The following is a 20,934-nucleotide window of genomic DNA, read 5'->3' as shown; positions in this document are numbered from 1 at the left end:
CTTTGGTTGTGTTGACCGATAATTGCCGAAAGCAATGACGGGCGATAGCGATGTTTTCAGAAACAGCAATCAGGGAAATCGGCGAAGCGGCTTTCCGGGCAGGAGTTGAGCCGGCCCTGCTTCTTGCAGTGGCCCAGGTGGAGAGCGGTGGCAGATCACATGTCATGGTTCGCGGTCGGGCAGAGCCGGTGATCCGGTTCGAAGGGCATTATTTCGACCGAAGGGTTGCTGGCAGTAAGCGGGCGGAGGCGCGGGCGGCGGGGCTGGCTTCGCCGGAAGCCGGCGGTGTCGCCAATCCGCGCGGTCAGGCCGAACGCTGGGCGCTTTTTGAGAAGGCTGCGCGCATGGACAGAAAGGCCGCGTGCGAATCCGTTTCCTGGGGGCTGGGGCAGGTGATGGGAGCACACTGGAGCTGGCTCGGCTTTGCCGATGTGGAGGCGCTGGTGGCCGAGGCGCGGAGCGAGACCGCCGGGCAGGTTCGCCTGATGCTGCGCTACATCGAGAAGGCGGGGCTGAAGGAGGCCCTGACTGCGCGGAACTGGGCACGGTTTGCGCGGGGCTATAACGGGCCGGGCTACAGGCGCAACCAGTATGACCGGAAGCTCGCCCGGGCCTACCGGGCCTATGCGGCGCGCGAAACATCCGGCGCTGGCGATCTGCTACGGATCGGTGCACGGGGCGCTGCGGTGGAGCGCCTTCAGGCTATGCTATGCGCACTCGGCTACCCGGTGGTCTTGGACGGGGTGTTTGGCGCGCGGACGGAGATGGCCTTGAGGCGCTTTCAGAAAGAGGCAGGCCTGATTGCAGATGGCGTGGCGGGAGGCGTGACATGGAGAGCGCTGCAGAACGCGCTGCCTTTTCGCGGTTTGCTGCGGCGCCTTTGGGGCCGGTTGACCGGCTTCTGGACGCGTTTGCGAACAGACAATTGAGGTTTGCGGCTTGCCAGTTTTGGGAGAAAAGTGTTCATGGGCGGCGAAATACGTGATTGAACCGTTTTAATGGTGCGGTTTCGCCGGAAATGTAGAGGCTTTGAGGAGACGTGTGCACATGAACGCTGCCATGCAGAAGAAGAACGAGGTGCTGCTGGCGATCCTGGAAGGTCAGCCGGTGATTCCGGTCTTGAAGATCGACCGCCTGGCGGACGCCGTGCCGCTGGCGCGGGCACTGGTGAAGGGCGGGTTGCCGGCCATCGAAATCACGCTGCGCACGCCCGACGCCATCGACGCGATCCGTCTCGTCAGCGAGGAAGTGCCGGAGGCGATTGTCGGTGCCGGCACGATCCTGACCTCGAAGGACTTCTCCTACGCGGTGGCGGCCGGTGCGCGGTTCATCGTCAGCCCCGGCATCACGCAGGAGCTGCTGGATGCTGCATCGATGTCCGAGGTGCCGTTCCTCCCGGGTGCAGCGACGCCGAGCGAGGTGATGGCGGCGCGTGAGGAAGGTTACAGCCTTCTGAAGTTCTTTCCGGCCGAGCAGTCGGGCGGCGCGCCTTTCCTGAAAGCCCTTTCCTCACCACTCGCTTCCATCCGTTTCTGCCCGACGGGCGGTGTCTCGCCGAAGAATGTGCATGACTATCTGTCCTTGCCGAATGTGATCTGCGTCGGCGGCTCCTGGGTCGCGCCCGACAAGGCGATCGAGGCCGGAGACTGGGCGTCCATTGAGGCGCTGGCTCGTGAGGCAAGTGGCCTGAAGGGCTGAAAAAGCCTGTTCTCAAACGAAAAAAGCGGGGCCCCGGAGCCCCGCTTTTTTGTTGTCTTGCAGGCCTGCCTCAGTTGGTGCGGAAGCGGGCCATGGAGATGAAGTTCACGGCCTTGCCGCTGAAGCGGGTGGCGTCCGCCACGGTGATATCCTGCTGGAAGCCGGTCGTGTAGACGGTCTCGGGCGAACGGACGAACTCACTGTCGAATGCCGGCGGGTGGGTCGGGCGCGCGGCTTCGGTCAGCATGGAGTTCCGGCTGAGCGCGCGGCTCGGCGCCTCACCCCTGCTGGCGACCACGACGGGCTGCGCATCGCGGATCACGTCAGCCGGGCCGGGTTTGGCCGATTTACGGGTGCTGCGTGCACGGCTTTCGTGGTGCGTTTCCGTTGCCTGATCCGCACGGGCCAGAAGCGCCTTGCGGGGGGAGGCTGAAACGGGCTGTCCACGCTCTTCCTGCAGGGCAATGGCAACCGTTTCAGGTTCCCTGTCGGCAGCGAGGGCGAATTCGCTCTGCGACGCTACGGGCTCCGCCTGCGGGCGCGGTTCGGGAAGTGCGGCGAGCGTGAACTCGTCGGCCACGGCGCGGGCGGGCCGGCTCGACGGAACCGGCAGATAAGCGGCCGTTGTAATCGGCTGCGCGGTATCTGCGTCGTCGGCCAGAACGCCGGCAATGGCATCCGGCGCATCGGTCTGCGCCGAGGCAATCTGCACAAGAGCTTCCTGGGTCGCGGCGTCTGGCGCATATTCCGGGCGGCGTGTCGGGATCGGTATATTCGCGGCCACGAGAACCGCGGTTCCGGCCTGTTCAGGCGTCGCCTGCTCGGTGATGGCCGGTGCTTCCTCGACAGGCTTGACCTCGAAGGGCAGGGACTGGCCCACGGCCACATCCGGTCGCGGTGCTGCACGTGGTGTCGGCAGGCTGCGCTGCGGCAGGGCCGCGAGGATCGTGCTCGGGGTTTCGGGCTCGGGCTGCGGTGCGGGCGCTGCTGCCGGCGCCTGAGGCCGGCGCGCTGCCGGCTGCCGCGCTGCAACCGTCGTGGTCTCGGCGGTATCCTCTTCCTCGTCGGCACCACCACCGAAGAGCGCGGCCAGGAGACCGCGGCCATTGCCGCCGCCGCCATTGTCACGCGCAACCTGAATGGAGCCGCCGTTGCGCTTGCGCGATTCGTAGGCGGCAACCGCCTGCTTGTATCCCGGCAAAGGTTTGCCGTCGGTCGGAACATGCATGGTCTTGCCGTCGGGGAACACGGCCATAAGCTGCTTGCGGCTCATGCGCGGCCAGTGGCGCACACCGCCGACATCAATGTGAATGAAGGGCGAGCCCGAACGCGGGTAATAACCGACGCCGCCGGCTTCGTACTTCAGTGCAGCGTTGCGCAGGCTGGCAAGCTTGACGCCTGGAATGTAGAAGTCGATCGCCTTGCCAAGCATGTGCTGGCTCTTCTTTGCGACACCGTTGGAACGGCTGCGAAGCATGGCGTTGGTCTTGGGCGAGCGGTAAGCGGAAACGACGTGGATGTAATCGCGTGCACCGGTGGCGCGATAGACCTCCCAAAGCAGGTCGAGAACCTTGGGGTCCATATTGGTCGGTTCGTTCTGTCGCCAGTCACGCAGGAAGCGGTTTACCTGTTTGAGGCCGCTCTGGATGTAGCGCCCGTTCCGCTTGTAGGTGATCTCGGCGCGTTCCTTCGTGTGGATGAAGTAAAGCTTCAGGGTGCGTGTTTCGGCGTGAGCAGCGGGCGCGGCTGCGACCAGCGCGCCGACTGCAAGCATCAAACCGGCGAGGAGCCTCACGCGTACAAGCGCAGGCAAGCGCCATCCAAGAACGTGAACGTCGTTTTGTCTCAAGATCCGTGGCCTTACAGGCTGGTGTTTGTCCCCCGAGCCTCAGGCCCGGACTGTGTGGTTCCCACCTTCCGATTATTCTATTTAATGGTTAATTCGATCTTATTAAAGGAGGAATGCGCGAAGAGGATGGCGATATCGTGGCAAAACGTGACAAGCCGCCGCAGGGTAAATGCGGGGTTAATGTCTGGACTGTGTCCCCGGCGCCTCAGTCGTCTTTCGCGCGCGGGCGTTCTGCCGGATCGATGCCCATATCCTTGAGTTTTCGATAAAGCGTGGAGCGTCCAATGCCCAGGCGCCGCGCGATTTCGCTCATCTGGCCACGGTAGTGATCGAGGGCAAACCGGATCACATCGCTTTCGATGTCCTCCAGCGGGCGTACATTCCCGTCTTCGTCCAGTGTGGCAACGCTTCCCGGCAGGTTTTGAATCGGAGGCGCTTCCCGATGGGGAAGGTCACGACGGTCTGTCGGGAGCTCTGCCGCAGGGCGATCCTCGGTCGGTATTGTTCCTGTCTGGGCCTCGTATGGATCGATGCCTTCGACCTGAGCGAAGATCTGCGGGAAGTCGGCTGTGTCGAGCACGGTCGTTTCACAAAGCACGACTGCCCGAAAGACGGCGTTTTCCAGTTGCCGAATGTTGCCGGGCCAGTCGTAGCTTTCCAGAAGCGCGAGCGCTCTTCGCGATATGCCAGTGATCCGGTTTGAAGCGCTGTCGCTGAAGCGGGCAATGAATGCCTGCACCAGAAGAGGAATGTCATCCCTTCTGTCGCGCAGCGGCGGCACCATGATCGGGAAGACATTGAGGCGGTAGAACAGGTCTTCACGAAACCGGCCTTCTTTGACGCGTTCAATCAGGTTCTGGTTGGTGGCCGAGATCAGGCGGATGTCGACCTTCTGTGTCCCGCGCCCGCCGACCGTGTCGACTTCGCCCTGCTGTACGGCACGCAGGAGCTTGACCTGTACGTCGAGGGGAAGGTCGCCGATCTCGTCCAGAAAAAGGGTTCCCGTATCGGCCTCGGCGAATTTGCCGATGCGCTTTTCCGTTGCGCCGGTGAAGGCCCCTTTTTCGTGGCCGAAGAGAATGCTCTCCACCAGCGTATCGGGGATCGCGCCGCAGTTGACGGTGACGAAAGGCTTTCGGCGGCGCCGGCTTTCGCTCTGGATCGCGCGGGCGATAACCTCCTTGCCGACACCGGATTCACCTTCGATCAGGATGGGTATGTCACTGGCGGCTGCCTTCTGGCCCAGCATGATGATCCGTGCCATGGACGGGCTGTTGGTGACCAGATCATCGAAAGAGGATGCCTCGGCCGGTTTGCCGCCACGGCGCTGGCGGGTCTCCATGGCGCTGAACCTGAGGGCGTTTTTTATGGCTGCACCAAGTCGGGCCGGGGCAACGGGCTTGACGATGAAATCGAAGGCGCCGGCGCGCATGGCTTCGACCGCCGTGTCGATGCTGCCGCGCGATGTCTGCACGATCACCGGAATGTCCGAGCCCTCACCGCGAAGGCGTTCGAGCATTTCGAGCCCGCTCATCTGCGGCATGACGAGGTCGAGCACAATGGTACGCGGGGCCTGCTCGGCGCGTTCCAGCACACCCAGCGCCTCCTGACCGTTCTCTGCAAGAAGCGGCGTGTGACCGAGTTTCTCCACTGCAGCCTGAAGAAGGCGGCGCTGGACCGGGTCATCGTCGACTATGAGAACGGCTTCGGACATGTCGCAATTATGCAATGGCGTTACGATATCGCGCGCAGTTTTCCGGCGCGGTCTGGATCAAAATGGCATAGGCTTCTAAACAAGGGTTCAAGAATCCCGGTGAACGAAACCTTTCGGCACCGTGGACGGACAGCGATTTCGGCAACGAGGATTACATGGCCAACAACACTGACAGGGCCCGTCGCCCTGCGGCAACGGATGCGGCGCTAGCGGCTGAAAACGCGTTTTCGGAACTCGGCAACCTGCCGGAGTGGAATCTCGCCGATCTGTATCCGGCAATCGAGTCACCCGAACTGAAGCGCGATCTCGATCGTGCCGCCGCGGAAGCGGCCGGTTTCGAAACCGCCTGGAAGGGCAAGCTTGCGGACGAGGCTGCCAGGGGTCCGGAAGGCAGGCTGGGCGAAGCGGTTGAAGCCTATGAAGGCATTGAGGAACTGATGGGCCGCATCGTCTCCTATGCGGGGCTTCTCTATGCGGGCGATACGTCAGATCCGAAGCGTGCCAAGCTTTATGGCGACGTGCAGGAGAAACTCACGGATGCCAGCGCACATCTCATCTTCTTCACGCTGGAGCTGAACAAGATCGAAGACGCAGTGCTCGACGCAGCGCTGGAAGCCGATCCAAGGCTTGCGCACTACAGGCCCTGGGTGCTCGATATCCGCCGCGACAAACCCTACGAACTCGAAGACCGGGTCGAGCAGCTTTTCCACGAAAAGTCGGTGACCGGGCGTGGCGCCTGGAACCGCCTGTTCGACGAGACCATGACCAGTCTGCGCTTCACGGTGGACGGAGAGGAACTGGCGCTGGAGCAGACGCTCAACCTGTTGCAGGATGCGGATGGCGAGAAGCGCCACCGGGCGGCGCAGGCGCTGGCCGATACTTTCTCGAAGAACCTGCGCACATTCACGCTGATTACCAACACACTGGCCAAGGACAAGGAAATCTCCGACCGCTGGCGCGGGTTCGAGGACATTGCCGATTCCCGCCACCTGGCAAACCGCGTGGAACGGCCGGTCGTGGATGCACTGGCGGAAGCCGTGCGAACAGCCTATCCGAGGCTATCGCATCGCTACTACGCCATGAAGGCCAGGTGGCTGGGCATGGATGTGCTGAACCACTGGGACCGCAACGCGCCGCTGCCGGAGACACCGCAGGCGGTGATCGGCTGGGACGAGGCGAAGAATACGGTGCTCGACGCCTATGCCGCGTTCGATCCGCGAATGGCAGAAATCGCGGGCCGCTTTTTCGATCACAACTGGATCGACGCGCCAGTGCGTCCGGGTAAGTCGCCGGGGGCGTTTGCTCACCCGACCGTGCCCTCCGCGCATCCCTATCTGCTCCTGAACTATCTCGGCAAACCGCGTGACGTGATGACGCTGGCGCATGAGATGGGGCATGGCATTCACCAGGTGCTGGCCGGAAAACAGGGCGCGCTTATGGCGCCGACGCCGCTCACGCTTGCCGAAACGGCCTCGGTTTTCGGCGAAATGCTCACCTTCCGCTCGCTGCTCGACCGAACGACCGAAAAACGCGAACGCAAGGCCATGCTGGCGCAGAAGGTGGAGGACATGCTCAACACCGTGGTGCGCCAGATCGCCTTTTATGAGTTCGAGCGCAAGGTGCATGCGAAGCGCCGCAGCGATGGTGAACTGACCTCCGATCAGATCGGCGAATTGTGGCTCGACGTGCAGAAGGCGTGTCTCGGTCCGTCGGTGAAGCTGCGCGAGGGATATGAGACGTTCTGGGCCTATATCCCGCACTTCATCCACTCGCCTTTCTACGTTTATGCCTATGCCTTCGGCGACTGTCTGGTGAACTCGCTCTTCGCCGTTTACCAGCAGGCTCCGGAGGGGTTCCAGGAACGGTATTTCGCCATGCTGGAGGCCGGTGGCACGAAGCATCATTCTGAGCTTCTGGCGCCTTTCGGCCTCGATGCGAGCGACCCGGATTTCTGGGGCAGGGGGCTTTCGGTGATCGAGGGGCTGATAGACGAGCTTGAAACGCTCGACGGCTAGGACAGGTTTCTCAAACGCGATGCCCGTCGATATTCGGGGCCAGGTTCTGATCCGCGACGACGCGGCCGGTCGGGAGCTTTGCTTCTCCCGACCGCGCGCTCTTCTGACCGCGAGAGATGCCGAGACGTTCGAGATCATGCTCGACCGGGCAGAGAGGGCGCGGCGCGACGGTTTCTGGCTTGCCGGATACATGGCCTATGAGGCCGGTTATCTGCTGGAGCCGAAGCTCAGACCGCTTCTGCCTGGGGGACGGCGTGGCCCACTCCTTTGCTTCGGCGTCTTCGACCCTCCGGAGGATCGCCCGGTTTCCAGACCGGCGGTGGCGGATGCTGAGCTCGTCGATGCGAAACCGGGATGGAACAGCTCCGACTATGAACGCCGTTTTGAATGTCTGCACGGGCATCTGCGGGCCGGCGACTGCTACCAGGCGAATTTGACCTTCCCCATCCAGGCCAGGTGGCACGGGGAGCCTGCAGGGCTGTTCGATGCGCTCGGCGCGCGCCAGCCCGTGCGGTATGGGGCGCTGGTCGAGCTCGGCTGGCCGGTGATCGTTTCCCGTTCGCCGGAACTGTTTTTCCAGGTTTCGCGGGACGGCTGGATCGAGACCCTGCCGATGAAGGGCACGGCGCCGCGCGGTGCGACGCCCGAAGAGGATGCGGCGCGGAAGGCGTTTTTACGCAACGATCCGAAGAACCAGGCGGAAAACCGCATGATCGTCGATCTCCTGCGCAACGACATTTCCCGCATCAGCGAGGTGGGAACGCTGGAGGTGCCCGAGCTTTTCCATGTGGAAACCTATCCGACGGTTCATCAGATGGTGAGCCGGGTCCGCGCGAGGATCAGACCAGCGACGGGTCTGCGTGAAATCTTCGCGGCACTCTTTCCCTGCGGCTCGGTGACGGGGGCGCCGAAAATCCGCGCCATGGAGATCCTGCGGGAACTGGAGACCGGCCCCCGCGAAGCCTATTGCGGTGCGATCGGCTGGGCGGCGCCCGACGGTACGATGCGGTTTAACGTGGCGATCCGTACGGTTTCGCTCTTTGCCGACGGGGAAGCAATCTACAATGTGGGTGGTGGCGTGGTGTTCGATTCCACAGCCGATGGCGAATATGAGGAAGCGCTGCTCAAGGCGCGCTTTGCGATGATCTAAAAAGGGACCGGTGATGTTTATCGTTTCGTTGCGCTATGTGGTGCCGATCGAGGATGTTGAGCCGCATATGGAAGGGCATATGGCCTGGCTCGAGAAATATTATGCGAACGGGACGTTCCTCGCATCCGGGCGCAAGGTGCCGAGGACGGGCGGTGTCATTCTCGCGCTCGGCGACCGCGAAGCCCTCGAAGCCTGTCTGTCGGAAGACCCATTTGCAGTGCATGGCATCGCCGAAGTCGAGATAACCGAATGTGCTATTTCACGCACGGTGGAAGGGCTTGACGCACTTAGGGAATAGCAGGGCCTTTGCTAACCGGAACCGCATTTGCGCTTTATTGTGACACGCTTCTGTGTTTTGGAGGCTCAATCGTTCTGTTTTGGAGAGGCGCGTAATGGCTGACAGGAAATGGCCCATCCATGGTGAAATCACCGGTCCGATCGTGATGATCGGCTTCGGCTCAATCGGGCGCGGAACGCTGCCGTTGATCGAGCGCCATTTCAGGTTCGACAAATCGCGCATGGTTGTGGTGGATCCGAACGATGCGGATCGCAAGCTGCTCGACGAACGGGGCATCCGTTATGTGCAGGCGCATGTCACGAAGGACAACTACAAAGACCTGCTCAAGCCACTCCTGACGGAGGGCGAGGGGCAGGGCTTCTGCGTAAACCTATCGGTCGACACGTCTTCGCTCGACCTGATGAAACTGTGCCGCAAGCTTGGCGTGCTCTATATCGACACGGTGGTGGAGCCCTGGCTCGGCTTCTATTTCGATGACAAGGCCGACAATGCCTCGCGCACCAACTATGCGCTGCGCGAGACGGTGCGTCGGGAAAAGGCCAAGAATCCGGGCGGCACCACAGCCGTTTCCACCTGCGGCGCCAACCCCGGCATGGTGTCCTGGTTCGTCAAGCAGGCGCTGGTGAACCTGGCGACCGACCTGGGGCTTGACTTCGATGAGCCGGGTGTCGAGGACCGCGAAGGCTGGGCGAAGCTGATGAAGAAGTGCGGTGTGAAGGGCATTCACATTGCCGAACGCGATACGCAGCGGACCAAGAAGCCGAAGCCCATGAACGTGTTCTGGAACACCTGGTCGGTGGAAGGTTTTATCGCTGAGGGATTACAGCCTGCCGAACTCGGCTGGGGCACACATGAGACATGGAAACCCCGGAACGCGCGCAAGCAGAAGAAGGGCAACAAGGCGGCGATCTTTCTGGAGCAGCCGGGTGCCAACACGCGGGTGCGCAGCTGGTGCCCGACGCCGGGGCCGCAATATGGCTTCCTTGTTACCCACAATGAGTCGATCTCCATCGCGGATTTTTTCACCGTACGTGACGGGAAGGGCAAGGTCGTCTACCGGCCGACCTGTCACTACGCCTATCATCCCTGCAACGATGCGGTGCTTTCGCTGCACGAAATGTTCGGTGCCGAAGGCAAGGCGCAGCCCGAGCAGCACGTTCTTGACGAGAACGAGCTGGTGGACGGGATGGATGAACTCGGCGTGCTGCTCTACGGGCACCGGAAGAACGCCTACTGGTTCGGTTCGCAGCTCACGCTGGAAGAGGCGCGCGAACTGGCGCCTTATCAGAACGCTACAGGTCTTCAGGTGACCTCCGCCGTGCTTGCGGGAATGGTGTGGGCGCTGGAGAATCCCGAAGCCGGTATCGTCGAGGCCGATGAGGTGGACTATCGCCGCTGTCTTAAGGTGCAGTTGCCATATCTGGGGCCTGTGAAGGGCTACTACACGGACTGGACGCCGCTCGAGGGCAGGCCTGGGCTTTTCCCCGAGGACATAGACGAATCCGATCCGTGGCAGTTCCGCAACATTCTCGTGCGTTGAGCGGGGATGCGCGCGCTGCGCTTGCAATGACGTCGAAATCGGGCAATTGAAATGGGTATTGCCCGGCCCTGATGGGGGCGGGCCGTTTCCAAGGCGGTGCGCTGTCGGTGCAGTACCGTAGGCGCAACAGGAGGCCAGAACCATGAAGACAGGCAAAATTCTGACGCTCACAACGGTTTTCTCGGCGCTAGCGCTGGCTGGTTGCCAGACGGGTATGCCCGATGGCGGAGGACAGCGCGCTGCGCGCCAGACGGGGGTCGAAGGGCAGTGGATGGGCACGGACGGCGTGGCGGTGTCGACACTGCAGGGCGGTCGTTTCAGCTCGCGTGCGGTGGAGACCGGCGAAGTGCTGACCGAGGGCTCCTATTCGCATCGCGATGCGACCACGATCGAGCTCTCCTTCTATTCGCTCAAGAGCCAGCAGCAGACGGCCGCAACATGCCTTCTCGCATCCAGCGATCAGATGAACTGCACGCTGGCAAACGGCACCAATTTCGTCCTCACGCGCGCGGCCCGCGTCTCCTGATCCATGGCGCGATGATGGCAGGTCGCACAGGAAGCTTCCTGCCCCTGTTGCGTTTTTCAACGCCGGCTCTCTCATGCATGACCTTGGTCGGTCTTGCTCCCTGGGTGTGATTGTTGCGATAACATGCTCAAAACCCTTTGGGAGGAGCCATGTCACCGCATTTCGACGCGCTGGAAATTCGTGATCCGGCGGAGCGTGAGCGTGACCTGTTTTCGGTCCTGCCGCATTTTTTGAGCGGTGCCGTGGCCAAGGCGGAGGGGCTGGCGGCCTGGCTTTCCGGGTGTGATCTCTCCAAAATTGTTGATCGGGCGGCGCTTGCGCGGCTGCCGGTCCTGCGCAAACCGGAGCTCCTGGAACTACAGCAGGCGAAGCCGCCTTTCGGTGGCTTTGTCGATCCAGACGCGCTCGAGGGAGCGCGTGTCTTCATGTCACCGGGGCCGATCTGGGAAATTCAGGGGGCGGGCGCCGACCCCTGGCAGGCGGCACGCGCCTTTTTTGCTGCGGGCGTGCGGCCCGGGGCGCGCGTTCACAACGCGTTTGCCTATCATATGACGCCGGGCGGTTTCGTGCTGGACACGGGCGCGCGGGCGCTCGGATGCAGCGTGTTTCCCGCGGGCACCGGCAATACCGACATGCAGGTGGAGGCGGCCGAAGCCTTCCGGCCGGATGTCTATGCCGGCACGCCGGATTTTCTGAAGATCATGCTCGAACGGGCGGATCGTGATGGCAGGGACCTGTCATCATTCCGGATCGGTCTGGTTTCGGGAGGGGCGCTGTTTCCTTCACTGCGTGAGGAATACCGCGCACGGGGCATAAACGTGCTGCAATGTTACGCCACCGCCGAGTTTGGCGTGATCGCTTATGAATCGACCGGGCCTGACGGTGCACCGCTGCCGGGCATGGTGGTCAACGAAAACCTGATCGTCGAGATCGTGCGGCCGGGCACGGACGATCCGGTGCCGGAGGGAGAGGTGGGTGAGGTTGTGGTGACCTCGCTTAACCCGGCTTATCCGCTGGTGCGGCTTGGAACCGGCGATCTATCCGCAGTGCTGCGGGAAAAGAGCCCATGCGGCCGTACCAATATGCGTATCAGGGGCTGGATGGGACGTGCCGACCAGCGAACCAAGGTCAAGGGCATGTTTGTCGATCCCAAGCAGATCGCGGAGTTGACGCGCAGACACGGCGAGATTGAACGCGCCCGGCTTGTGGTGACCCGCGATGGCGCGAGCGACGCCATGGCCCTGCATGTCGAGACAATCACCGGCACCGCTCCGGACATGAGCGCGATCGAGACAACGCTGCGCGAAGTCACGAGGGTCGGCGGGCGCGTGGTGCTGGCTGAGCCGGGCAGCCTGCCGCGCGACGGCAAGGTGATCGCCGACGAGCGGGAATATTCAGACTAAAGCATAAGGGAGAAAAGCGGGCCGCAATTCGCGTCTCGCTTGATTTCACGCCACCCGTATCACAGGATATGGTTGCAATGTCGCTGGACGCTGGTGATCGTCCGCGCCGTGCCAGAAAAGAAACAGGCGGTGACAGGCCGCGATTGTTCGTCCGCAGCGTGATGCGGGCTGTGCAGAGTGGAGGAGACCCCATGCGACTTTTGATCGGTGCCGTCTCGGCGCTTTCCCTGACCGTGCTTGCAGGTCAGGCCCAAGCCCAGTGCGACGATGGAGAAATGGTTATCAAGTTCAGCCACGTGGTTGCCGAAAAAGGCCATCCCAAGGGCGATGCAGCGACGCTTCTGGCGGAACGGGTGAATGACGAGATGAACGGAACCGCCTGTATGGAGGTGTTTCCGAACTCGACGCTTTATGACGACGACAAGGTGATGGAGGCTCTGCTTCTGGGCGACGTGCAGCTTGCCGCACCTTCGCTGGCGAAATTTGAGGCCTATACGCTCAAATACCGCCTGTTCGACCTTCCGTTCCTCTTTCCCACACTTGATGCGGTGAACAAGTTCACCACGTCGGATGATGGTCAGGGCCTGCTGACAGTGATGGAAGACGAAGGCTATACCGGCCTTGGTTTCTGGTCGTCGGGTCTCAAGCAGTTTTCTGCCGGCAAACCGCTTATGGAGCCGCAGGATGCGGCGGGGCTGAAGTTCCGCGTGCAGACCTCTGACGTCGCCGTGGCCATGATCGAAGCTATGGGCGCATCTGCGCAGAAACTTGCTTTCAAGGAGGTTTACGGTGCACTGCAGACCGGTGTCGTGGATGGCCAGGAAAACAGCTGGTGCAACATCTACACCCAGAAATTCTTTGAGGTGCAGGACGGGATCACGGAGACCAACCACCAGCTTCTTGCCTATCTTCTCGTGACCTCGACAGAATGGCTGGAAGGTCTTGACCCGGCAGTGCGGGACCAGTTCGTCTCCATTGTCCAGGAGGTGACGGAGACAGCCAACGCCAATGTTGCCGACCAGGAAGGAACCTGCCGACAGAACATACTCGACGCCGGTGGCACGATCCGTGAGCTGAGCGCCGAGCAGCGCGCGACCTGGGTCGAAACCATGAAGCCCGTCTGGGCGAAATTCGAAGGTGATATCGGCAAGGAACTGATCGATTCAGCCGCCGCAAGCGGCTCCTGAGCTTTCAGTCTTTCCCGACGCGGCGTCTCCCCTCGTCGCGTCATGCAGGGCCGTCCGCTGCGTGCGGGCGGTCTTGTGGCAGGTGATCTTCGGGAGGGAAATCATGGTTCTGATATGGCCGGCGCTCGGGCTTGCGGCAATCGTGGCCGCCATGTTCCTCCTGGAACGGCGTTTTCCCGATGCGGTCGGGCGGTTTGAAGAAAACGTGCTTGCCATTCTTCTGGCAGCCATCACATTCGTCTCTTTCACGCAGGTTGTCGCCCGATACGGTTTCAACAGCGGTTGGGGCGGTGCGCTGGAGTTTACGCGCATCCTGTTTGCCTGGATGATCCTGTTCGGGATGAGCTATGGCGTGAAGAACGGGATTCATCTGGGTGTCGATGCCTTTATCAGGCTGCTTCCTTCACGGCTCTTCAAAGCGGTGGCGATCTTCGGTGCTGTCTGTGTCTTCCTCTACGCTTTCGTTCTTCTCTATGCCGGCTGGATGACGCTGGTGGGCGCCGATGTATCCACCAACTGGCGCCAGACCGGCGCCATCGGCTACTGGAAATTCATGTTTGACCGGGGCACCGGGCTCGATGATCTGCGGTATCCGCTGTGGATGCAGGAGGCGTTCGGTCTGCAGGATCGTGTGCAGCGCTGGGTGGCCTATCTCATGCTGCCCGTCGGCCTGGCACTCCTCGCGTTTCGCGCCCTACAGGGCGTGGTGGGGATCGCCAAGGGTGAGCGCGACCTGATCATTGCCGGCCACGAGGCGGAGGACCTCGTCGCTGAAAACAAAGATGCCCTGAAGGAGTAGCGGCGATGGAACCAGCCATTCTCTTCGTCCTTGTTCTGCTCCTGCTGTTTCTTGGGGTGCCGGTGGCGGTGGCTCTCGGGCTCTCGTCGCTCATCATCATCGCCTTCTTCTCCAGCGATTCCATCTCTTCCGTCGCGCTGCAGCTTTTCACTGCCTCGCAGAACTACACGCTTCTGGCGATCCCGTTCTTCATTCTGGCTTCGGCCTTCATGTCGACGGGCGGCGTGGCGCGGCGCATCATCCGGTTCGCCATCGCTTCCGTCGGCCATTTTCGCGGCGGTCTGGCAATGGCGTCTGTGCTGGCCTGCATGATGTTCGCGGCCCTTTCCGGCTCTTCGCCGGCAACGGTGGTTGCCATCGGCACCATCGCCATCGCGGGCATGCGGCAGGTGGGCTACTCCAAGGAATTCGCGGCCGGCATCATCGCCAATGCCGGCACTCTCGGCATTCTGATACCGCCATCCATCGTGATGGTTGTCTATTCGGCGGCGACGGACGTCTCGGTCGGGCGCATGTTTCTGGCCGGTGTGGTGCCCGGGATCGTTGCCGGACTGATGCTGATGGTTGCCATCTATGTGATGGCACGGGTGCGCAACCTGCCGGCGGAAGAGTGGAAAGGGTTTCACGAGATCGTCGCGGGCGGCAAGGAGGCCGGCTGGGGGCTGTTTCTGATCATCATCATTCTTGGCGGGATCTATGGCGGGGTGTTCACTCCCACGGAGGCGGCGGCTGTTGCCGCTGTCTATTCCTTCGCGGTGGCGCTGTTCGTCTACCGCGACATGGGGCCGATGAAGGATGAGCGGTGGGTGAAGGAGGACGACGGCAGGCGCGCGCGGGTGGGGTTTTCCGCCACTGTCTATGCACTCGCGTTTTTCTTTGTCTGGATGATCCTCAGCTTCTTTCTGACCGCCGACTGGGAAGGGGTCACCTTTGAGGGGCGCACGCTTACGGGGCTCATCCTGTCTCTGGTTGCCATGGTGGCTTACGCGGTGTGGCGCGGCGGGGGCGGGGTGGCGGCGCTGCCGGGGCTGCTGGCTGCAAGCCTGCCGATCTGGCAGCGCAATCTGAGCCTGATGGGCCGAAACTTCCTGCGCGCCTTCTTCAATGAAGAGACGCGCAAGGTGACCGTGGATGCCGCACGCACCACGGTGATGCTGATGTTCATCATCGTCAACGCGCTGCTTTTCGCGCATGTGCTCACGGCCGAGCGCATTCCCCAGGCGATCACCGGGCTGATGGTCGATGCGGGGTTCACCTGGTTTACCTTCCTGATTGCCGTGAACCTGCTTCTGCTCCTGGGCGGGCAGTTCATGGAACCCTCGGGCCTGCTTCTGATCGTTGCGCCGGTGGTGTTTCCCATCGCCATGGAACTGGGTGTCGACCCGGTCCATCTTGGCATCATCATGGTGGTGAACATGGAAATCGGTATGATCACGCCGCCGATCGGGCTCAATCTGTTCGTGACGAGCGGCATAACCGGCATGAGCCTGATCCAGGTGGTGCGCGCGGCGGCGCCCTTCGTACTGGTTCTGTTTATCTTCCTGATACTGGTTACCTATATGCCGATTATGTCAACATGGCTGCCATACAGCCTTATGGGGCCTGAGATCGTGACGAGATAGATGCTTTTTGAGGCTTTTCGTTAAGTAAACGTTAACGATTTGATGGTTAGGCTTCCGATTGTCGGATCGGCTTTCCTCCTCCCAAGCACGGTTCGAAACGGGGCGGCCGACCAGTGGCCGCCCCGTCCGCTTCTGGCATCCTTCTCCAATCATTTCTCTGGCGCAGGTCTGCATGCGGTGCTGGGCCTTTTCGGGCATGTGCGGCCGTGCTTTGCAGAGCGGTAGACAAGGCTGGAGAACACCCCTATGCAGACCGACCTTAAAAACTGGACAGCCCGACCGCGCCCGGCGCGCCAGGTTCTGGAGGGGCGCACGGTCCGGCTTGAGCCACTCGATCCTGCGCGCCACGGCGATGGTCTTTATGCCATTTCCAGCGTTGTCGACGCGGGAGAGCGGTTTCGCTGGCTGGCCGAATATCCGCCGGAAAGCAGGCAGGCATTCACAGCGTGGCTCGAGAAGGCGGCCACAAGTGCGGACCCGTTCTTCTATGCCGTGATCGACAGGGAGACAGGACAGGTCGGCGGCCGGCAGGCGCTGATGCGCATCGACCCCGCAAATGGTGTTATCGAGGCGGGGAGCATCTATTGGGGACCGGGGATTTCGCGCACCGTACGGGCAACCGAGGCGCTCTATCTCTTCGCACGCCACATCTTCGACGATCTGGGTTACCGGCGCTTCGAGTGGAAGTGCAACAATGCCAACCTGCCATCACGCCGGGCAGCCGAGCGTTTCGGCTTCACGTATGAAGGTGTTTTTCGCCAGCATATGGTGGTGAAGGGGGAGAGCCGTGACACTGCCTGGTTCTCGATACTCGATAGCGAATGGCCCGCGGTAAAAAGTGCATTTGACGCATGGCTTGATCCGGCCAATTTCGATAAGGAGGGCCGTCAAAAGAAACGGCTGGAAGCTTTCAGGGTGTAACCCTGAAGTGCGGCGAACGGACAGGCAGGATCACTTGTCGGAAAATCGCAAGGCGGCGATCGCAGCCGCGCTCATCCTCATCGGCTTTGGTCTTGTGGCCTATCTGATGCCACGCATCATGCTGACAATCGGCGCTTATTCGCCCTGGGTCGCGGGCGGGGTCGCGGTGCTGTTCGTGCTGGCATTCTTCATGGTTTTCTGGTTGCGCGCGCGCGCTCAGCGGAAGCGCAACAACTGACACGCCCTTCCAGTGTCACGCGGCAAGGCTTGCGGCAAGGAGGGTGAGGCCCAGAACCATGACAAGGGCAGCGCCGCCGATCTCTATCGCGTTGTGAATGCGGTTGCTCGCACGATTGCCGCCTGACAGCGCCACCGCCCAGTTCTTTGCCGTCACCGCAAGTGTTGCCAGAACCGAAACGGTGATTGCCGTTCCGATCGACATGGCGACCACCGACAGAATGCCGCCAAGCCAGAGGCTGTTGAGAAACGCGAAGGTGAGCACGATCAGTGCGCCGGAGCAGGGACGTATGCCCACGGCGGCGATGGCAGAGCCTGCGGTTTTCCAGTCAAAACGCTCACCCGTCAGCATGGCGGGATCTGGCGCATGTGCGTGACCGCAGCTGGGGCAGACCTCGCCGGGACCGTGATCATGCGAATGTTCGTGCCCGTGCCCGTGCCCGTGGTGATGGTCATGTCCACACGCGTGTTCATCCGGATGGTGATGGTCGTGATGGTGTGTGTGCTCATGGACATGCGCTGCCGAAAGGCTGTGCATGGGCTGCGGAGCGGGCGCGCTGGTGCGCATCAGGCCCGAGGTTTTGCGCCACAGGAGCCAGGCGCCGAAAGCCGCGATCAGGCCGAAGCTGACGGTTTCCAGAAACCAGGCGGCGTCGGTCATGGAGATCGAGGTGCCACGCAGCGCAAGGAACACGACACTCATCAGGACGATGGCGGTCAGCCCCTGGAGAAGAGCGGAAGCGAAGGAAAGGATGACGCCGCGGCGCAGCGCCACCTCGTTTGCCAGCATGTAGGAAGAGATGACTGCCTTGCCGTGTCCCGGCCCGGCTGCGTGGAAAACGCCATAGGCGAAGGAAAGACCGATCAGGACCCAGAGCCTGCTGCCATCCTCGCGCATCGCCTTCAGTGCACCGGTCAGCGTACGGTAGAAGGCCTGTTGCTGGGTGTTGATCCATTGCAGGGTGCCGGCAAAAGGGCCGGCCGGGGTGATAGCCGGTTCGGCAGCGCCGATGCCGAGCGAGCTTTGTGCCATCGCTGCGCCCGCGGCGATAAGAGTGATTGCTGCAGCGGCAATGACGACACGGCGGGATGGGAGCATGGGTCAGCTATCCTTGCTGCAGGTTAACTCCAGGCGGGTCGCAAAAATCTTACTCATGTCATTGCCGGTCGGATCGTCGAAGAAGGCGTCCGTCAGGGTCTGCTGGTTCTGGGCGATCGCTTCATCGGGGTCCGGACGGACAACGCTGCTGGTGCAGCCTGCCGGGAGACTGTTGACGGTCATGTAGCTGTCTTCGATAAAGTCGATGGCTGTGTAGAATGTGGGGTCGTAGACGCCGAAGGCGATCTTGCCTGTAAGGGGGAGAGGCGTTTCGGGCTTCGATTCGAACAGGATGATGAGCTGATTGTCGACAAAATCGGCAATGAGCCGCTCGGGTGCCTGCATGGGCACATCCTTGCCGTCCCGGGTGACAAGCTGAAAGTAGTTGAAGTCTGCAAGCGACCCGTGAACCACGCTCGCCACCTCGTCCAGCTCTGCCTGGTCGAGCGCGAGGTCCTGGTTCTTGTCGAACTCGACAAGAACCGTGCTGGAAAACAGGTCGTCGAAGCGCCAGACATGGTGCAGGGAGGCAACGTTTCCATTGCCATCCGTGTTCACGTCAAGCCTGGCTTCGGCGAAGACGTGGGGGTGGGCGAAGGCAGGCGCCGCAAAAGTCAGAGCGAGAAGGGATATCCCGGCTCTGAGCATGAAATTTGTCCGAATCGCCATGTACAATCGTCCCGCTCCCATCTGGCTTGTGCTGTTTTCTACACGAACCGGGCGGAAATTGGACGATATGTTACTTGATTGGGTAATTTTCCTTCAGCCATTGCGCGAGATAGTCCACCAGGGCGCGGACCTTTGCAGGCAGGTATCGGCGGTGTGGGTAGATGGCGTAAATCCCGGCGCCGTCGAAACTGTTTTCCTCAAGCAGAGACACGAGACGGCCGGCGCTGATTTCGGGGTCCGCGATGAAGTCGGGCAGGATCGCAAAGCCAAGGCCCGATAGCGCCGCAGCGCGGGCTGCCATGGGGCTGTTGACCTCCAGGCGCCCGGTCACGGGGACATTGACGGTGGTTCCGTCATCCAGCCTGAAGGGCCAGTTCTGGCGGTAACGGCTGTTTGTGTCGACGATGCAGGGCAGGTGGGTGAGATCCTGTGGGCTTCTGGGCTCTCCGTGAAGGGAGATCAGATCGGGTGAGGCGCAAAGCGCCACGCGGAAGGGGGCCAGACGTTTGGCGATGAGCGAAGAGTCGGCCAGCTTGGTGATGCGAATAGCGAGATCGAACCCTTCCTCGACGAGATCCACGAAACGGTCGTCGAGATTGATCTCGAGCGTGACATCGGGGTGTGCCCCGGCAAAATCGATCAGGGACTGGCCGATTGGAGCGTCCGCGAATGTGCGGGGTGCGGAAAGCTTGATCCTGCCGCGCACATCTCCGGAGGAATCGCGCACCGCTTCGGCGAGGTCCTCGACGTCGCGCAGGAGCTCGACGGCGCGGGCGAAATAGGTGTGGCCGGCCTCCGTCAGGGACAATTGCCGCGTGGTGCGGTTGAGCAGGAGCGCGCCGAGTTCATCTTCCAGTTCGCGGACATATTTCGACAGAAGCGCTTTCGACTTTCCCACTTTGCGGGCGGCGGCGGAAAAGCCCTCCGCTTCGACAACATCGACGAATGCGCGCATACGGCTGAGTGTATCCAAGGGAGTTTCCTTCAGCTTCCGGAGAGGAAATCGGCGGCAAGGCGGATGAGCTGCCGGTCGCTGCCGGCGGGTCCGAGAAGCGAGATGCCGAAGGGGGCACCATGCACCTGGCCGAGGGGGATTGTGATCTCCGGCCAGCCAAGCAGGCCGGCGATGGCGGTGAGTTTGAGTGCAAGGCCTCGGTAGCGGTCGAGCTCTTCCTGGGTTGCGCTTTTCAGTGGCGCAGCGGTTGGCTGGGTCGGCATGACCAGCACCATGTCGTGGTCGAAGAGCGCGGCGAAATCCTGCTGAAAGCGCCGGCGTTCCCCGCGGGCCCCGGCAACGGTTGCAGCGCTGATGCGGCTTCCAAACTCAAAGCGCTCCCTGACACCGGGGCCAAGTTCCGGTTTTGCACTGCGGATAAAATCGCCATGCACCTCCCAGGCCTCAAAAGTCTGGATGATGCGGAAGCATTCAAAAAGCTGTTCCGGGGAACCAGGTAGCGCGAGGAAGGCGGCCTCCCGGTCGAAATGATGCACGACGGACGAAAGCATTGTGCCGTAGACGGCGCGCTCCTTCTCTCCGAAGAGGAGCGCTTCGAATTCCGGGATCCGGACGGGGCGTGCGAGGTCATCGTCATACGGGTCGTCGCCAAGCAGCACTTCGCCGACACGGGCATAAGTTGCGGCGTCGCGTGCGAACCAGCCGAACGTGTCGAAAGAGGGGGCAAGCGGCATGGCGCCGTCGAGCGGGATGCGCCCATGGGTGGTGCGGAGGCCGATCAGGCCGCAATAGGAGGCTGGCGCACGGATCGAACCATTGGTGTCGGAGCCTGCTGCGATGTCGGCCAGTCCGCCGGCGACGGCAGCCGCCGAACCGGAAGACGAACCGCCGGTGAAACGCTGGGGCGCGGCGCGATTGACCGGCGCCGGGTAATGGGCGTTCTGCCCGATCATGGAGAAGGTCAGTTCGTCTGTCTGGGTCTTGCCGATGAACCGCGCGCCCGCGTCGAGCAGACTCTGGATCGGCGGTGTGGTGCCCGGGGCGCAGGAATGGATTTCGGCCCGACGTGGATTGCCGCCACCGGTCGGATAGCCGGCAACGTCGAAAATGTCCTTCACGCCAAGCGTCAGGCCTGCTAGCGGACCCTCGCCCGAGGCTGGAGGAGGAGCGTCTGGATAGTCGAGGAAAGCGTTCAGCGTATCGCGCATCTTCATCATCTTCGTTTTCCTCGTCGATCCCAGAGCGACAAAGG

At 61.9% G+C, this 20,934-nt stretch carries 19 protein-coding genes; 13 read left to right on the top strand and 6 right to left on the bottom strand.

Going from position 1 to position 20,934, the window contains the following annotated elements; genetic code table 11:
• The first annotated feature begins 50 nt into the window (after window positions 1–50).
• Together BLW55_RS07010 and BLW55_RS07005 are read left to right on the top strand one after the other, a co-directional pair.
• The gene (locus BLW55_RS07010) at window positions 51–929 is read left to right on the top strand and encodes an N-acetylmuramidase domain-containing protein (protein ID WP_090327772.1); all 879 of its coding nucleotides are present in this window, start codon (window positions 51–53) and stop codon (window positions 927–929) included.
• A 130-nt stretch (window positions 930–1,059) separates the two neighbouring features.
• Entirely contained in the window at window positions 1,060–1,698 is a 639-nt protein-coding gene (locus BLW55_RS07005; RefSeq protein WP_088941525.1) for a 2-dehydro-3-deoxy-phosphogluconate aldolase, read from the top strand.
• A gap of 70 nt (window positions 1,699–1,768) precedes the next feature.
• Here BLW55_RS07005 and mepK read toward each other — a convergent pair whose 3' ends face one another.
• Together mepK and BLW55_RS06995 are read right to left on the bottom strand one after the other, a co-directional pair.
• Window positions 1,769–3,511, bottom strand: a complete 1,743-nt coding sequence (gene mepK, locus BLW55_RS07000; protein ID WP_342027718.1) for a peptidoglycan L,D-endopeptidase MepK — start codon at window positions 3,509–3,511, stop codon at window positions 1,769–1,771.
• A 241-nt stretch (window positions 3,512–3,752) separates the two neighbouring features.
• A complete protein-coding gene (locus BLW55_RS06995) occupies window positions 3,753–5,261 on the bottom strand; it encodes a sigma-54-dependent transcriptional regulator (RefSeq protein ID WP_090327766.1) in 1,509 nt (502 codons plus the stop codon).
• Window positions 5,262–5,416: 155 nt separating this feature from the next.
• Here BLW55_RS06995 and BLW55_RS06990 point away from each other — a divergent pair, with 155 nt between their 5' ends.
• The 11 genes from BLW55_RS06990 (at window position 5,417) to BLW55_RS06940 (ending at window position 16,960) form a co-directional block, all read left to right on the top strand.
• A complete protein-coding gene (locus tag BLW55_RS06990; protein WP_007008583.1) occupies window positions 5,417–7,276 on the top strand; it encodes a M3 family oligoendopeptidase in 1,860 nt (619 codons plus the stop codon).
• A 19-nt stretch (window positions 7,277–7,295) separates the two neighbouring features.
• On the top strand, window positions 7,296–8,426 hold the full coding sequence (locus BLW55_RS06985; protein WP_090327763.1) for an aminodeoxychorismate synthase component I: 1,131 nt from the start codon (window positions 7,296–7,298) through the stop codon (window positions 8,424–8,426).
• 13 nt (window positions 8,427–8,439) lie between these two features.
• A complete protein-coding gene (locus BLW55_RS06980) occupies window positions 8,440–8,724 on the top strand; it encodes a YciI family protein (protein WP_090327761.1) in 285 nt (94 codons plus the stop codon).
• A 94-nt stretch (window positions 8,725–8,818) separates the two neighbouring features.
• Window positions 8,819–10,264 (top strand): homospermidine synthase, encoded by a 1,446-nt coding sequence (locus BLW55_RS06975; RefSeq protein ID WP_090327759.1) that lies wholly within the window; start codon window positions 8,819–8,821, stop codon window positions 10,262–10,264.
• A gap of 142 nt (window positions 10,265–10,406) precedes the next feature.
• The gene (locus BLW55_RS06970; protein WP_090327756.1) at window positions 10,407–10,790 is read left to right on the top strand and encodes an Omp10 family outer membrane lipoprotein; all 384 of its coding nucleotides are present in this window, start codon (window positions 10,407–10,409) and stop codon (window positions 10,788–10,790) included.
• A 149-nt stretch (window positions 10,791–10,939) separates the two neighbouring features.
• Window positions 10,940–12,193 carry a phenylacetate--CoA ligase family protein gene (locus BLW55_RS06965; protein ID WP_090327754.1) on the top strand — a complete coding sequence of 418 codons (1,254 nt, stop codon included), beginning with the start codon at window positions 10,940–10,942 and terminating at the stop codon, window positions 12,191–12,193.
• 191 nt (window positions 12,194–12,384) lie between these two features.
• Window positions 12,385–13,380, top strand: a complete 996-nt coding sequence (locus BLW55_RS06960; protein WP_007008589.1) for a DctP family TRAP transporter solute-binding subunit — start codon at window positions 12,385–12,387, stop codon at window positions 13,378–13,380.
• Window positions 13,381–13,483: 103 nt separating this feature from the next.
• Window positions 13,484–14,179 (top strand): TRAP transporter small permease, encoded by a 696-nt coding sequence (locus BLW55_RS06955; RefSeq protein WP_177175038.1) that lies wholly within the window; start codon window positions 13,484–13,486, stop codon window positions 14,177–14,179.
• 5 nt (window positions 14,180–14,184) lie between these two features.
• Window positions 14,185–15,801, top strand: a complete 1,617-nt coding sequence (locus tag BLW55_RS06950) for a TRAP transporter large permease (RefSeq protein WP_090327752.1) — start codon at window positions 14,185–14,187, stop codon at window positions 15,799–15,801.
• Window positions 15,802–16,047: 246 nt separating this feature from the next.
• On the top strand, window positions 16,048–16,722 hold the full coding sequence (locus BLW55_RS06945) for a GNAT family N-acetyltransferase (protein ID WP_090327749.1): 675 nt from the start codon (window positions 16,048–16,050) through the stop codon (window positions 16,720–16,722).
• 34 nt (window positions 16,723–16,756) lie between these two features.
• Window positions 16,757–16,960 carry a hypothetical protein gene (locus BLW55_RS06940; RefSeq protein ID WP_090327746.1) on the top strand — a complete coding sequence of 68 codons (204 nt, stop codon included), beginning with the start codon at window positions 16,757–16,759 and terminating at the stop codon, window positions 16,958–16,960.
• Window positions 16,961–16,975: 15 nt separating this feature from the next.
• On the opposite strand, the gene BLW55_RS06935 is transcribed toward BLW55_RS06940, so the two are convergent.
• The 4 genes from BLW55_RS06935 to BLW55_RS06920 form a co-directional block, all read right to left on the bottom strand.
• A complete protein-coding gene (locus tag BLW55_RS06935; RefSeq protein ID WP_090327744.1) occupies window positions 16,976–18,058 on the bottom strand; it encodes a nickel/cobalt transporter in 1,083 nt (360 codons plus the stop codon).
• Between the two features lie 3 nt (window positions 18,059–18,061).
• The gene (locus BLW55_RS06930) at window positions 18,062–18,727 is read right to left on the bottom strand and encodes a DUF1007 family protein (protein ID WP_025029075.1); all 666 of its coding nucleotides are present in this window, start codon (window positions 18,725–18,727) and stop codon (window positions 18,062–18,064) included.
• Window positions 18,728–18,797: 70 nt separating this feature from the next.
• Window positions 18,798–19,700 (bottom strand): LysR family transcriptional regulator, encoded by a 903-nt coding sequence (locus tag BLW55_RS06925; protein WP_090327742.1) that lies wholly within the window; start codon window positions 19,698–19,700, stop codon window positions 18,798–18,800.
• Between the two features lie 11 nt (window positions 19,701–19,711).
• Window positions 19,712–20,899 (bottom strand): amidase, encoded by a 1,188-nt coding sequence (locus BLW55_RS06920; RefSeq protein WP_090329913.1) that lies wholly within the window; start codon window positions 20,897–20,899, stop codon window positions 19,712–19,714.
• Between the last annotated feature and the right edge of the window lie 35 nt (window positions 20,900–20,934).

Source organism: Nitratireductor aquibiodomus (assembly GCF_900105565.1).
GTDB lineage: Bacteria > Pseudomonadota > Alphaproteobacteria > Rhizobiales > Rhizobiaceae > Nitratireductor > Nitratireductor aquibiodomus.
This window is presented reverse-complemented; position numbering and strand designations above follow the sequence as displayed.

Excerpts from the sequence above, each read along its gene's own strand:
- BLW55_RS07010 (WP_090327772.1), top strand. The coding sequence starts at position 51 with ATGTTTTCAGAAACAGCAATCAGGGAAATCGGCGAAGCGGCTTTCCGG.
- BLW55_RS07005 (WP_088941525.1), top strand. The coding sequence starts at position 1,060 with ATGCAGAAGAAGAACGAGGTGCTGCTGGCGATCCTGGAAGGTCAGCCG.
- BLW55_RS06995 (WP_090327766.1), bottom strand. The coding sequence starts at position 5,261 with ATGTCCGAAGCCGTTCTCATAGTCGACGATGACCCGGTCCAGCGCCGC.
- BLW55_RS06990 (WP_007008583.1), top strand. The coding sequence starts at position 5,417 with ATGGCCAACAACACTGACAGGGCCCGTCGCCCTGCGGCAACGGATGCG.
- BLW55_RS06985 (WP_090327763.1), top strand. The coding sequence starts at position 7,296 with ATGCCCGTCGATATTCGGGGCCAGGTTCTGATCCGCGACGACGCGGCC.
- BLW55_RS06980 (WP_090327761.1), top strand. The coding sequence starts at position 8,440 with ATGTTTATCGTTTCGTTGCGCTATGTGGTGCCGATCGAGGATGTTGAG.
- BLW55_RS06975 (WP_090327759.1), top strand. The coding sequence starts at position 8,819 with ATGGCTGACAGGAAATGGCCCATCCATGGTGAAATCACCGGTCCGATC.
- BLW55_RS06970 (WP_090327756.1), top strand. The coding sequence starts at position 10,407 with ATGAAGACAGGCAAAATTCTGACGCTCACAACGGTTTTCTCGGCGCTA.
- BLW55_RS06965 (WP_090327754.1), top strand. The coding sequence starts at position 10,940 with ATGTCACCGCATTTCGACGCGCTGGAAATTCGTGATCCGGCGGAGCGT.
- BLW55_RS06960 (WP_007008589.1), top strand. The coding sequence starts at position 12,385 with ATGCGACTTTTGATCGGTGCCGTCTCGGCGCTTTCCCTGACCGTGCTT.
- BLW55_RS06955 (WP_177175038.1), top strand. The coding sequence starts at position 13,484 with ATGGTTCTGATATGGCCGGCGCTCGGGCTTGCGGCAATCGTGGCCGCC.
- BLW55_RS06950 (WP_090327752.1), top strand. The coding sequence starts at position 14,185 with ATGGAACCAGCCATTCTCTTCGTCCTTGTTCTGCTCCTGCTGTTTCTT.
- BLW55_RS06945 (WP_090327749.1), top strand. The coding sequence starts at position 16,048 with ATGCAGACCGACCTTAAAAACTGGACAGCCCGACCGCGCCCGGCGCGC.
- BLW55_RS06935 (WP_090327744.1), bottom strand. The coding sequence starts at position 18,058 with ATGCTCCCATCCCGCCGTGTCGTCATTGCCGCTGCAGCAATCACTCTT.
- BLW55_RS06930 (WP_025029075.1), bottom strand. The coding sequence starts at position 18,727 with ATGGCGATTCGGACAAATTTCATGCTCAGAGCCGGGATATCCCTTCTC.
- BLW55_RS06920 (WP_090329913.1), bottom strand. The coding sequence starts at position 20,899 with ATGATGAAGATGCGCGATACGCTGAACGCTTTCCTCGACTATCCAGAC.